7 protein-coding genes are annotated in these 13746 nt (G+C 72.4%); 6 read left to right on the top strand and 1 reads right to left on the bottom strand.

Features of this window, described 5'->3' with window-relative positions; all coding sequences use genetic code 11:
* The first annotated feature begins 6 nt into the window (after positions 1-6).
* On the top strand, positions 7-1305 hold the full coding sequence (locus ABD844_RS33630) for a lysine N(6)-hydroxylase/L-ornithine N(5)-oxygenase family protein (RefSeq protein WP_344886944.1): 1299 nt from the start codon (positions 7-9) through the stop codon (positions 1303-1305).
* A 73-nt stretch (positions 1306-1378) separates the two neighbouring features.
* On the opposite strand, the gene ABD844_RS33625 is transcribed toward ABD844_RS33630, so the two are convergent.
* Entirely contained in the window at positions 1379-2476 is a 1098-nt protein-coding gene (locus ABD844_RS33625; RefSeq protein ID WP_344886942.1) for an alpha/beta hydrolase-fold protein, read from the bottom strand.
* A gap of 179 nt (positions 2477-2655) precedes the next feature.
* Here ABD844_RS33625 and ABD844_RS33620 point away from each other — a divergent pair, with 179 nt between their 5' ends.
* The 5 genes from ABD844_RS33620 to ABD844_RS33600 all read left to right on the top strand — a co-directional run.
* The gene (locus ABD844_RS33620; protein WP_344886940.1) at positions 2656-3648 is read left to right on the top strand and encodes a FecCD family ABC transporter permease; all 993 of its coding nucleotides are present in this window, start codon (positions 2656-2658) and stop codon (positions 3646-3648) included.
* Positions 3645-4712 (top strand): FecCD family ABC transporter permease, encoded by a 1068-nt coding sequence (locus tag ABD844_RS33615; protein WP_344886938.1) that lies wholly within the window; start codon positions 3645-3647, stop codon positions 4710-4712. The genes ABD844_RS33620 and ABD844_RS33615 overlap by 4 nt, the downstream gene beginning before the upstream one ends.
* 93 nt (positions 4713-4805) lie before the next feature.
* The gene (locus ABD844_RS33610) at positions 4806-5855 is read left to right on the top strand and encodes an iron-siderophore ABC transporter substrate-binding protein (RefSeq protein WP_344886936.1); all 1050 of its coding nucleotides are present in this window, start codon (positions 4806-4808) and stop codon (positions 5853-5855) included.
* Positions 5856-5961: 106 nt separating this feature from the next.
* Positions 5962-7755, top strand: coding sequence for an ABC transporter ATP-binding protein (locus ABD844_RS33605; protein WP_344886934.1), 1794 nt, complete (start codon positions 5962-5964; stop codon positions 7753-7755).
* Between the two features lie 7 nt (positions 7756-7762).
* Positions 7763-13746 (top strand): amino acid adenylation domain-containing protein (locus ABD844_RS33600; RefSeq protein ID WP_344886932.1); only part of this gene is annotated, 5984 nt, incomplete at its 3' end.

The following is a 13746-nucleotide window of genomic DNA, read 5'->3' as shown; positions in this document are numbered from 1 at the left end:
CCCTCCATGCCCACTGCCGAGCAGCCCGTCCACGACCTCGTCGGCATCGGTTTCGGACCCTCCAACCTCGCCCTGGCCATCGCGCTGCGCGAGCGTCAGGCGCGTACCGGCGAGCGCATAGACGCCGTGTTCCTGGAGAAGCAACCCACGTTCGGATGGCACCGCGGCATGCTCCTCGAAGGCACCACGATGCAGGTCTCCTTCCTCAAGGACCTGGTCACCATGCGCACCCCCACCAGCGAGTTCAGCTTTCTGTCCTACCTCAAGGCGCGCGGCCGGATGCTGGACTTCATCAACCACAAGACGATGTTCCCGTCGCGCCTGGAGTTCCACGACTACCTGGAGTGGGCCGCGGCGCCCTTCGCCGACCAGGTCGAGTACGGCTCGGAGGTCGTCGCGGTCACCCCCGTCACCGTGGACGGCGCGGTGGATTACCTCGACGTGGTGGTCCGCGGGGGCGAGGGGGAGCTGAGCACCCGGCGGACCCGCAACCTGGTCATCGCCGTCGGCCTGGTCCCCGTGCTGCCCGACGGGACGGTCGGCGACGAGCGCGTCTGGCACAGCGAGGAGTTCCTCGACCGGCTCCCCTCGGTCACGAACCCCCGCCGGTTCGTGGTGGTCGGCGCCGGCCAGAGCGCCGCCGAGGTGACCGACCACCTGCACGGCCGCTTCCCCGGCGCCGAGGTGTGCGCGGTGTTCTCCAAGTACGGATACACCCCCGCCGACGACAGCTCGTTCGCCAACCGCATCTTCGACTCCGTCGCGGTCGACCACTACTTCGGCGCGCCGGAGCCGGTCAAGGAGAGCCTGCTCGCCTACCACGCCTCCACCAACTACTCGGTGGTCGACCTCGACCTCATCGACGAGCTGTACCGCAGGCACTACCAGGAAACGGTGCGGGGCGAGCAGCGGCTGCGCATACTCAACGCGTCCAGGGTCGTCGAGGTCGCCAAGGGCGCCGACGGCGTGCGCGCCACCGTCGAGTTCCTGCCGAGCGGAGAGCGGACCGTCCTGGAGGCCGACGCGCTGGTCTACGCCACCGGCTACCGGCCGGGCGACCCGCTGACGCTGCTGGGCGCGACCGGCGAGCACTGCGAGCGGCTGCCCTCGGGCGCGCTGCGCATCGAGCGCGACTACCGGATCGCCACGTCCGCGCATGTGCGCTGCGGCATCTACGTGCAGGGGGCGACCGAGCACACCCATGGTCTGACCTCGACGCTGCTGTCCAACACCGCCGTGCGGGCCGGAGAGATCGCCGACGCGGTGGCCGTACGGGTGGGCGGTGCCTACGCGCTCTCGCGCTGACCTTCGCCGGCGCGGGACTCAGGGTGACGGCCGATCGGCGCGACCGGCGGCGTCCGGTCGGCCGGACCGGCCGTCACCCCTCAGCGCCGGCGAGCACCCAGGCGACGTCTCTGAGCAGGGCGTGGCGCCAGCCTGCTCGATCGTGGGCCGAGGGCGACCGCGAAACGCGTACGGTCGCACCGGCCTGTTCGGTCAGGGTCTCGACCAGCTCGCAGTGCGGCAGCATCGAGGTCTCGTGCTCTCCCACGTCGAACGCGACCCGCAGACCGGACAGATCGGGGCGCTCGCGCAGGCGGGCGGCGATGGCGCCGCCGATCGGGCCGCCCATGGGGTCGGCCAGGTGCGCGGCGTCGGGTGTCCACCAGAACGACGCCGACTGGCAGGCGAGGCCGGACACCAGATCGGGGAACTCCAGTGCCGCGTACATCGCGCTCAGCCCGCCGAGGCTCTGCCCGGCGACCACCAACGGTCCCCGACCGGCGGGTACGCCGCTCGCGGCGACCAGTGGCAGCAACTCGTCCCGGATCGCCTCCCAGAGCTTCGGCTCGCACCCGAACTCGGCGTCCCTGTCCCGGGCGGGCAGGAAGACGAGCGTGACCGGGGGCATCTCGCCATGGGCGACGGCCGAGTCGAACGCGGTCATGGCCGGGTGCAGGTACAGCCAGTCGTCTCCGTCGAGCAGCAGGACCAACGGCCCGCCGCCGCCCACCGGGTGGACGCGAACGGTGCGCCGCCCGCCGAGTCGTTCGCCGGCCCAGCGCAGGCGGGTGCCGGGCAGGGGCAGGACGTCGTCGGGGCCGACGGCGGGCCAGTGCGGCTGGGCGGGAGCGTCCGGGGTCGCGGCGACGGACCGGTCGGCACCGGTGCCGACCGGGTTGAACGGGTCGGCGTACGCGGCGTCGTCCGTGCGGAACTGGTACGTCACCCGCAGCCGCGCGGGCATGGCCACCTCGGCGTACCAGCAGTCCGTGTCGCCCCATCGGCGCAAGGGGACCGGCTCGGACCAGCTCTCGAACCCGACGCTCGCCGGGGAGCCGCGCCACAGGAACAGGGTCGTCCAGCCGTCGCGGGCGGATACCGATGCGAGTGCTCGCGCCGCCGCCACCGCCGCCCAGAACTCGTCCGTGCCGGGTTTGTCGGGGAACCCGTACCTGGCGAAGGTGTCGTTCACGCTGTCCTCCTCCGTCCCTACCGTCAACCAACGACTAAGGATAGACTTACCTAAGTTGATGATCGAGATGTCCTCCTGGCCGCACGTCCCCAGAGGAACGACGCACGTCGATGAGTACGACTACGACCGTGGAGAGACGTCCCGCGCCCGAGGCCACGCGAGCCCACCGGCGGAGGGTTGTGGGTTTGGGCACGCTCGCGGCGGTCCTCCTGGTCGCGGGGGTGGTGTCGCTGGCCGTCGGCGCACGCGCGTTGAGTCCGGCCGAGGTGTGGCACGGGTTGTTCGCGGCGCCGGGCTCCGACCAGCGGCTCACCGAGATCGCGCTCATCGTGTGGACCGTACGGGTGCCCAGGACCGTGCTCGCCATCGTGGCGGGCCTCGCCCTGGGGGTCGCCGGCGCGTTGATCCAGGGGTACACGCGCAACCCGATCGCCGACACCGGACTGCTGGGGGTGAACTCCGGCGCGTCGTTCGCCGTGGTGTCGGTGATCCTGCTGTTCGGGCTGTCCAATCCGTTCCAGTACGTCTGGTTCGCCTTCCTGGGGGCGGCGGCCGCCGGCGTCGTCGTGTTCGGGCTGGCGAGCATCGGCAGGGGAGCGGGCGACCCGTTGACGCTCGCGCTGGCCGGGCAGGGGGTCGCGGTGTTCCTGACGGCGATGACCACGGCGGTCTCGCTGTCGGACCAGGCGTCGCTGAACGCGCTGCGCTTCTGGAACGCGGGCTCCGTGGCCGGGGCCGGATTCGAGGTCATCTGGCCGGTGACCGCGTTCGTCGCGGCCGGGCTGGTGCTGGCGTCGACCACGCTGCCCGCCATGAACCTGCTCAACCTGGGTGACGACGTGGCCAGAGGGCTGGGGGTGAACGTCGCGCGGAGCCGGGTCGTCGGCGTCGTCGCCATCACACTGCTGGCGGGCGCGACGACGGCGGCGTGCGGTCCCATCGCGTTTCTCGGGCTCATGGTGGCTCACGTGGCCCGGTATCTCACCGGGCCGGACTACCGCTGGCTGGTGCCGTGCGCGGGCCTGCTCGGCGCCGTCGTCCTGCTGGTCTGCGACATCGTGGGGCGCGTGGTGATTCGGCCGGGCGAGTTGCAGGCGGGCGTCGTCGTCGCTCTGGCCGGTGCGCCGTTCTTTGCGGCGCTGGTGTGGCGCGGAAAGTTCAGGACGATATGAACGAGACGGCAGTGCGGCGTACGGTGACGCCGGGCGTCCGGATCGGCCGGGCGTCGTTCGTGTGGCGGCCCTGGATGGTGTTCGTCACGCTGCTGCTGGCGGCGGCGGCCTTCCTGGTGTTCTGCCGGTCCATCGCCGTCGGGGACTTCCCCATCGGGCTGCCCCGGGTGATCGCCACGCTTGTCGGCCGGGGCGAGCGGGTCGACGAATTCGTGATCATGGATCTGCGCATGCCGCGTGCCCTGGCCGGGCTCGTCGTGGGCGTCGCGCTGGGGGTGTCGGGGGCGCTCACGCAGTCCATCGCGCGCAACCCGCTGGCCAGCCCGGACATCCTGGGGATCACCGGGGGCGCGAGCGCGGTCGCGGTGTTCCTGGTGACGGTGTCGGGTGGGGCAGCCGCGGCGATCGCCGACTCCGTGGGCCTGTCCGCGGCGGCGCTCGCGGGCGGTCTCGGCACCGGTCTGCTGGTGTACTTCCTGGCCTGGCGGCGCGGGATCAACGGCCTGCGGCTCATCCTCATCGGCATCTCGGTGAGCGCCGTCACGCAGGCGCTCACGATCTGGCTGCTGGCCACGGCCGACCTCCGGGACGTGGCCAGGGCCCAGGCGTGGCTGGTCGGCTCGCTGGACGACCGGTCGTGGGGCGAGGTCCGGGTCGCGCTGTGGTGCGCGCTCGCCCTCATCGCCGTCGTGTCGTGCGTCGCGTTCCACCTCAGGCCGCTGCACTTCGGTGACGAGGTCGCGACGGGCCTGGGCGTCCGGCACTCGATGGTACGGGCGGTCCTGCTGCTGTGCGCGGTGCTGCTGGCCGGGGTGGCGGTGGGCGCGGCGGGCCCGGTCCCCTTCGTCGCGCTGGTGGCGCCGCAGGTGGCGATGCGTCTGACGCGGTACCCGACGCCGCCGCTGGTGGCCTCCGGCCTGGTGGGCGCGCTGCTGCTGATCGGCGCGGACCTGGTGGCGCGTACGGCGCTGCCGCTCGCTCTCCCGGTCGGCGTGGTCACCGCCGCGATCGGCGGCCCCTTCCTCGTCTACCTGCTGGTGAGGGCGAACCTCAAAAAGAGCTGAAGGTAAGGTTAGCCTAACCTAATATCGGCGTGTTACGGTTCTTCTGCTCCACGTCAGGGCTGCGGCGGATCGCACGAAAGCAAGGGATTCCGGATGCTCCTCCAACGAACAACGGTCACGAAGACCTTGCGGCGGATCGCGGCGGCACTGTCCGCCGCGACGCTCGGCGCGGGCCTCATCGCGGGATGCGGCTCCGGCCCGACGGACACGCCGGGCAGCGACCCCGTGGCCACCACGGGCGGCGCGTTCCCGGTCACCGTGGAGCACGCGTTCGGGTCCACGCGGATCGCCGGCGCCCCCCAGCGGGTCGTCACCGTCGGCTACACCGACGACCAGGCCGTCCTGGCGCTCGGGGTGAAGCCGGTCGGCATGGTCGACCAGTACCCGAACCCGCCGGGCAGGTCCCCCGACCTCAACACCCAGTGGCCCTGGGTGAAGGACAAGTGGGGTGACGCCCGCCCCGAGGTCGTCATGAACAACGGCGACTCCGGCCCGAACTACGAGAAGATCGCCGCCCTGCGGCCGGATCTGATCATCGCGGTCTACTCCGAGATCGACCAGGCCGCCTACGACCGGCTCTCCAAGATCGCCCCGACGGTGGGCCGCACCAAGGCCGAGGCGGAGCCGTTCAGCGCGCCGTGGCAGGACAACGCGGTGCACATCGCCAAGGCGCTCGGCAAGGCCGACGAGGGCGCGCGGATGGTGAAGGACATCCAGGACAAGCTCGACGCGGCCCGCGAGGCGCACCCGGAGTTCGCCGGCAGGACCGCCGTCGCGGTGTCCTGGTACAAGAACTCCGTCGCGCCGTTCACCACCACCGACGTACGCGGACGGCTGGTGTCGGGCATCGGCTTCAAGGGCGCGGCGGAGATCGACAGGATCGCGGGCGGCAGCTTCTACACCGTGCTGTCCCCCGAGCGCATCGACCTGATCGACGTCGACCACATCTTCGTCATCGCCGACCGGGCGGACCAGGAGGCGCTGAAGAAGTTCGAGCTGTTCGCCAACCTGCCCGCGGTCAAGAACGGTCAGGTGTCGTACCTGCTGGACAGCGAGGGCCCGGCGATCGGCGCGGCCATGTCGCAGAGCACCCTGCTGTCCCTGCCGTACGCGATCGACGAGCTCGTCAAGTCGGCCGGGTAACGATGCCCACGACGATCCCCATGACGATGCCCAAGACGCTGTCCACTTCGATGCCCGCCACGATGCTCGCCACGACGTCCCGTCCCCGGCCTGCCGTGGTCCGGGCGTGAGCGGCTCCGGCACGGCCATCCTGCGCACGGCGACCGGACGCGAGGCCACCCGATGGGTCGCGGCGCACTCCCGTGAGATGCCGTGGCTGACGAGCGCCACCGTGCTCACCACGGTGGCCGGGGCGGCGCTCCAGGTGCTGCCGGTGTTCCTGCTCGGCCAGGTGGTCGACGGGGTGATCGCGGGCGAGTCGCGGTCGATCCTGGTCACGGTCGGGGTGCTGATGGTGGCCGCCGCGCTGCTCGGCACGGCGGCCGCGGCGGCGTCCACGTACCTGATCGGGCGGCTGGGCGCGGAGCTGCTCGCGCGACTGCGGGAAGGCGCCGTCCGCGCGGTGCTGCGCATGCCGAGCGCGCGGATCGAGCAGGCCGGCCGGGGCGACGTGCTGTCCAGGGTCGGCGACGACGTGGCCGTGGTGTCCAAGGGCATCCGCACGGCCGTCCCCACGGTGTTCTCGTCGGGAGTGCTGGTCGTCATCGCCACGGTCGGCATGTTCGGGCTGGACTGGCGGCTCGGGCTGGCGGGCGCCGGGGCGCTGCCCGCGTACGGGCTGGCCCTGCGGTGGTATCTCCCCAGGTCCGCACCGCTCTACCGGCGGCAGCGGGAGGCCCAGGCCGATCGCGCGCAGGCGTTGATCAGCGGCCTGAACGGGATCGGCACCGTCCGGGCGTACCGCCTTGAGGAGGTCTTCCGCGAGCGGGTCACCAGCGAGTCGTGGCGGGTGCGCGATCTCGGCGTCGAGGTGTTCCGGTTCTTCGGCCGGTTCGTCGGCAGGGAGAACCGCGCCGAGTTCATCGGGCTGGTCCTCATCATCGTGGTCGGGTACGTCCTGCTGGAGACCGGCTCCGTCACCCTGGGCGAGGCGTCGGTGGCCCCGCTGCTGTTCCACCGGCTGTTCAATCCGCTGGGCGCGATCCTGTTCACCTTCGACGAGGCGCAGAAGTCGGGCGCGAGCCTGACCCGGCTGGTCGGGGTGCTCGGCGAGGCCCCAGAGGAACGATCCGAGGGCCGCGCGGGCGCCGTGCCCGTCGAGGGCGGGCCGTACCCGGTGACGGTGGAAGGGCTGACGTTCAGCTATCCCGGCTCCGAGCGGCCGGTCCTGCGGGAGGTCGACCTCGTGATCCCGGCGGGCGGTTCGCTCGCGCTGGTGGGGGCGACGGGCGCGGGCAAGTCGACCCTGGCGGCGCTGATCGCGGGCATCGGCAGCCCGCAGGCCGGGTCCGTGCGCATCGGGTCGGCCGACCTCGCCGACCTGGACGAGGCCGGGGCGCGGGCCCTGGTGAGCATCCTGACGCAGGAGACGCACGTGTTCTCCGGCCCGCTCGCCGAGGACCTGCGGCTGGCCGCGCCGGAGGCGAGCGACGGCGAGCTGATGGACGCGTTACGCGGGGTCGGCGCCGACACGTGGGTCGCGGCCCTGCCCGACGGGCTGCACACCCTGGTCGGCGAGGGCGGCGAGCGCCTGGACGGCACCAAGGTCGCCCAGATCGCCCTGGCCCGGCTGATGCTGGGCCGATCCCCGGTGGTGGTGCTGGACGAGTCGACCGCGGAGGCGGGCAGCCAGGGCGCCGCCGAGTTGGACAGGGCCGTGTCGGCCGCGTGCGCGGGCCGCACCACGCTGTACGTGGCGCACCGGCTGACCCAGGCGATGGCGGCGGACCGCATCGCCGTGCTGGACACCGGCCGCGTCGTGGAGCAGGGAACCCACGAAGAACTGGTGGCCCTGGAGGGCCGGTACGCGCGGCTGTGGCGCGCATGGCAAGAACCTTCATCCTTCGAAAGGGACGGCTGAGTCTTCGATGACGGAACCGAGCACGCGTCTCGCACTGCTTTCTCCCGCGCGCCTGGCCGACGTGCGCCGGCGGACCGGCGAACACTCCGACAGCACCATCACCAAGGCGTGCGCCATCGGGCTGGCCTACTGGGCGACGGGCCAGGGCCCCGACAGCCTCGACCTCACCCCCGGCACCCTGTTCGCCGACGTCCTCGGATGGGTCGACAACGGCGGGGACGGCGGCTGGGAGGTCGGCGCGGACGGCCGCGGCATCACCGTCCCCAAGAGCGTCTCGCTGACCGACGCACAGCTCGCGCTGGACGATCTGGCCGACTTCCCCGATCGGCCCCTGGGCACCGTCGGCCCGTCCAGCGTGCCGGCCCGGCTCGCCGCCCTGGCCGAATGGAACGACACCAGGGTCGACCGGGTCCGCCCGACCCTCGTGGAGATGTTCAGGGAGCAGGCCAGGACCCGGCCGGACGCCATCGCCATCGTGGACGGGCGCCGGTCGCTGACCTACCGTGAGGCGGCCGAGCTGTCCAACCAGTTGGCCCACCACCTGATCGCCCGCGGGCTCACCGCCGAGCAGATCGTCGGCATCTCGCTGGGCCGCTCCGCCGAGATGGTGATCGGGCTGCTGGGCGTGCTCCAGGCGGGGTGCGCGTTCGTGCCGCTCGACCCGCAGTGGCCCGCCGAGCGCAGAGCGGTCGTCATCGAGGACGCCCGGGTCGTCGTGCAGCTCAACGACTCCGGCGAGCGGGACGCGGGCGAGCCGGAGGCCGTGGGCCTCGACCTCGACGACTGGCGGTTCGGCTCGTATCCCGCCGACGACACCGAGGTCGGCGTGCCCGGCGCCGCCCTCGCGTACGTGATCTTCACGTCGGGCTCGACCGGGCGGCCCAAGGGCGCGATGATCCGGCACGAGGCGATCAGCGAGCGCCTGCTGTGGCAGGGCAGGGAGATCCTGGGGTTCGGCCACGACGACGCGTCGCTGTTCAAGGCGCCGCTGTCCTTCGACATCTCCATCAACGAGATCTTCCTGCCACTGGTGTACGGCGGCAGGCTGGTCATCCTGCGACCCGGCGGCGAACGCGACCCGCATCACCTGCTCAGCGTGATCGCCGAGCAGCGCGTCACCTTCACGTACCTGGTGTCGTCCATGCTGGACGTGCTGCTGGAGATCGCGGGCGACTCCGGGCGGCTGGCCAGCCTGAGGCACGTGTGGTGCGGCGGCGAGGTGCTGACCCCGGAGCTGTACGAACGCTTCCGCACCCGGCTCGACATCCCCATGTACCACGGCTACGGCCCGGCCGAGACGACGATCGGCGTCTCGCACGTCATCTACCGGGGCGCGGCCGAACGCCTGTCGACGTCGATCGGCAGGGCCAACCCCAACACCGAGCTGTACGTGCTGGACGACGAGCTGCGCCCGGTCCCGGTCGGCGTCGGCGGCGAACTGTACGTGGGCGGGTTCCTCCTGGGCCGCGGGTACGTCAACGCGCCCGGCCTGACGGCGTCCCGGTTCGTGGCGAATCCCTTCGCCGGCGACGGCTCCCGGCTGTACCGGACCGGCGACCTCGCGCGGTTCGCGCCGGACGGGTCGCTGGACTTCCTCGGCCGGGCCGACAACCAGATCAAGATCCGCGGCATGCGGCTGGAGATCGAGGACGTCGAGGTCGGCCTCGCGGAGCACCCCCGGGTGCGGTACGCCTGCGTCGTCGCGAAGAAGAACGCGGCGGGCGGCACCTACCTGGTGGGGTACGTGATCCCGGTGGCGGGGAGCGAGGGCCTGCGGGCCGGCGAGGTCCGGGAGTGGGCCGCCGAGCACCTGGTCGAGTACATGGTGCCCGCGCACGTCGTGGTGATGAAGGAGTTCCCGCTCACTCCGAACGGCAAGCTGGACCGCGGCGCGCTGCCGGAGCCGCTGCCCGAGGTGGCCGCGTTCCTCCCGCCCGCCACGGAGAACGAGCGGGTGGTGTGCGCGGCGGTCGCGTCGCTGCTCCGGCTGGACGAGGTCGGTGCCGACCAGAACTTCTTCAGGCTGGGCGGAGACAGCATTCTGGCGATCTCGCTGCTGAGCGCGCTGCGTGACGCGGGACTCCACCTCACGGCGGCGCAGATCTTCGACAGCGGCACCCTGCGGGCGGTGGCGGCGGCGGCAAGCCGTGATGGCGTGCCCGCCGCGGACCGCGAGGATGTCGCGACCGGCTCCGTCACAGGGTCGCCGATCGTGCAGTGGCTCGGCCGGACGACGGACGCGATCGACGGCTTCGTGCAGTCGGTGGTGCTCAACACCCCGGCCGACCTGACCGCCGACCTCCTGGACGAGCTGCTCGCCGCCCTGGTCGGGCGGCACGACATGTTGCGCGCCAGGCTGACGCGCGGCGCGCGATGGGGCTTCGACATACCGGAGGCGAACGCGGGGTCGGACGCGGGGTCGGGCGCGCGGTCGGACGCGCGGTCGGACGCGGAGGCGGACACGGGGGCGGGCACGAGGGCGGGCACGGGGTCGGGCGCGGGGGCAGGCTTGGAGCCGGAGGCGGGCCGGGCTGTCGCGCGCTGGCTGCGGAGCGACCGGCCGCTCGGCGAGTGCGTCGAACTCGCCATCGAGGGGCTGGACCCGGAGGGCGGCGTGATGCTTCGCGCCGTCTGGCGGCCCGAGGCCCGGCAACTGGTCCTGGTCGTCCATCACGTGGTGATCGACGGCGTTTCGTGGCGGGTCCTGATGGAGGACCTGGCCACGGGGTGGCGGCAGCTCACCTCGGGCGTGCCGATCGAGCTGCCTGCGGTGGGCACGTCGTTCAGGAGATGGACGCAACTGCTGGAGCGCGCGGCGTTCGAGGCGGACCGCGGCTACTTCGCCCGCCCGCTGCCGGGAGCGGACGGGTCGCTGGGCAGGCGTCCGCCGGCTGAGTCCGACACCGTCGCGCGTGAGAGAGCGCAGGCGGTCTCGGTCGGGCCCGAGGTCACCGCCGCGCTGCTGGGCGAGATCCCCGCGAGGTTCCACGCGGGCGTCAACGACGTGCTGCTGACCGCGCTCGCCGTCGCACTCGCCAGGTGGCGTCGCGACCTCGGAGACGATCAGACGTTCGCGCACATCGAGCTGGAGGGCCACGGCCGCGAAGGACGGTTCGTGGCGGGCGCCGCCGGTTACGAGCCGGACCTGTCGCGGACCGTCGGCTGGTTCACCACGCTGTTCCCGGTGACCGTGGACCCCGGCGCGACGGCCGACTTCACCGCGCCCGAGTACCTGTCCGCGGCGCTCAAGGCGGTCAAGGAAGACCTCGCCCGGGTGCCGGGCAACGGCGTGTCCTACGGCGCCCTGCGGTACCTGGCCGGGACCGGGTTCGACGCGCCCGCCCCGCAGGTGCTGTTCAACTACCTCGGCCGCTTCGACGCGGGCGGGTGGGGCGACTGGCAGCTCGCGGGCGCCACGGGGCAGTTGGGCGAAAGACGCGACCCGAGGATGCGCCTGCCGCGCGCCCTGGAGTTCAACGCGATCGCCGAGCCCGGCCCGACCGGCGCGTACGAACTGGTCACCACCATCTCCTGGCCGGACGGGATGTTCGCCGACGAGGACATCGCGACGATCGGCGACTACTTCCGGGCGGCCTTGATCGGGGTGGCCGCGCTGGAGCGGGGCGGTCACTCGCCCAGCGACTTCGGCGCGGTGTCCCTCACCCAGGCCGACGTCGACGCCCTGGACGGCCCCGCGCTGCGGGACATCCTGCCGCTGACCCCGCTGCAGGAGGGCCTGTACTTCCACTCGGTCTTCGACGACGACTCCGCGGGCAGTTACGTCGAGCAGCAGATACTGACGCTGGACGGCCCATCGGACGGCCCAGTGGACGGCCCAGTGGACGGCGCGGTTGACGGTGCCGTGGACGCCGACCGGCTGGCCGCCGCGGCCACCCGCCTGTTCGCGCTGTACCCGAACCTGGCCGCCCGGTTCGTGGCCCTCGCCGACGGCCGCGTGGTCTCGGTGCTGGACAGTGGCGTGCGAGCCCCGTTCACGACCCTGGATCGCCCCGGCATCACCGCCGGCGAGATCCGTGACCTCGCGGAACGGGACCGCCGCGCCGGGTTCGACCTGGTTGCCGGCCCGCTGATGCGCTACACCCTCATCCGCACGGGTGTGGGAAGGAGCGTCCTGATACAGACCGTGCACCACCTCGTCGCCGACGGCTGGTCCGTGCCCCCGATGCTGCGCGCGCTGCTCGCCGAGTACCACGCGCCGGGGACGGGGCACCCGCACGACGGCTTCTCCGACCACGTACGCCGCCTCGCCGCGCGTGACGAGGCCGAGAGCGACCGGGTGTGGCGCGACCAGCTCGCCGGTCTGCCCGGCCCTTCGCTGGTCGCCGAGGGGCACACCCCGTCCGGCCGGTTCGCGGAAACCGCCGTCGAGGACGGGAACGAAAACGGGAACGACGTCGACGCGGCCGTCCGGTCGGCGGGCGTGCCCCTGAGCGTCGCCGTGCACAGCGCGTGGGCGGTGACGCTGGGCGGCATCCTGCACCGCGAGGACGTGGTGTTCGGCTCCACGGTGTCCGGGCGGGAGGCGGACGTGCCCGGCATCGAGGACGTGGTGGGCCTGCTCATCAACACCATCCCCGTACGCGTCCGATGGGACGGCACCACCACGGCCCGCGAACTGCTCGCCTCGGTGCGCCGGCACCAGAGCGCGGTGCTGGCGCACCAGCACGTCTCCCTGACCAGGATCGGCCGCCAGGCCGGCAGCGGCCCCCTGTTCGACACCCTGGTGGTGTTCGACGTCGCCACCGAGGTGGACAGCCTGCGCAGGCCGGGCGACGAGTTCGTGATCACCGACATCGTGAACGAGGGCGCGCCGCACTACCCGTTGACGCTGGTGGTGGAGCGCGTACTCGACGGTCGGCCCCGCTTCAACCTGATCTACGACGGCGAACTGCTGCGCGACGGGCAGGCGCGGGCGATCCTGCGCGCGTTCGTCCGGAACCTGACCGGCCTGCTCACCCGGCCGGACGACCTGGTGACCGGCGGGGCCGGACACCCCGCGCGGATCACCCCGCAGACCTTGGGCGGGCTGTTCGACGCCGCCGCGCGCCGCGCACCGGCCGCCACCGCCGTCACCCAATGCGGTCTCGACGGCAGCACCCGGTCGCTGACCTACGGCGAACTGCTGCGGGCGAAGAACGAGCTGGCCTCGGCGCTGCGCGCGGCCGGGGCCGGACCGGGCGAACGGGTCGCCGTCGCTGTCCCGCGCTCCGTTGAGCAGGTCGTCGCCCTGGTCGCGATCGTCTCAGCCGGGGCCGCGTACGTGCCGCTTGACCTCGCCCACCCGGACGAACGGCTGGAGTACGTCCTGGCCGACGCCCGCCCGACGGTCGTTCTCGTGGACAGGGAACAGCGCGACCGCTTCACGGAGCTGGCGGCCAGGGCGGGCGTGCCGGCCCGCGTGCTCGCGCAAGGAGACGACCTGCCGCAGGACACCACCACGCCCGAGATCGACTGGCACGACCCGGCGTACGTGATCTACACCTCCGGGTCGACCGGCCGGCCCAAGGGCGTCGTCGTCCCGCACTCCGCCGTCGTGACGCTGCTCGCGAACACCCGGCCCGACATGGGCTTCGGCCCGCACGACGTCTGGGTCCAGTTCCACTCCTACTCCTTCGACTTCGCGGTGTGGGAGCTGTGGGGCGCGCTGGCCCACGGCGGTGAGGTGCTGGTGCCGGAGTACGGGCTGACCCGCTCCCCGGTCGACTTCCACCGGCTGGTCCGCGAGCGCGGGGTGACCGTGCTCAACCAGACCCCGTCGGCGTTCTACCAGTTCATCGAGGCCGACCGGCACGCCGGCGAGCCGCTGACCGCGCTGCGCCGGATCATCTTCGGCGGCGAGGCGCTGGACCTCGGGCGACTGCGCGGCTGGGTCGAGCGGCACGGCACCGGCTCGCCCGAACTGGTCAACATGTACGGCATCACCGAGACCACCGTCCACGTGACGCACCGGGTGCTGACCGACGAGGACTT

Origin of the sequence: Nonomuraea antimicrobica (genome assembly GCF_039536965.1) — a bacterium.
GTDB lineage: Bacteria > Actinomycetota > Actinomycetes > Streptosporangiales > Streptosporangiaceae > Nonomuraea > Nonomuraea antimicrobica.
This window is presented reverse-complemented; position numbering and strand designations above follow the sequence as displayed.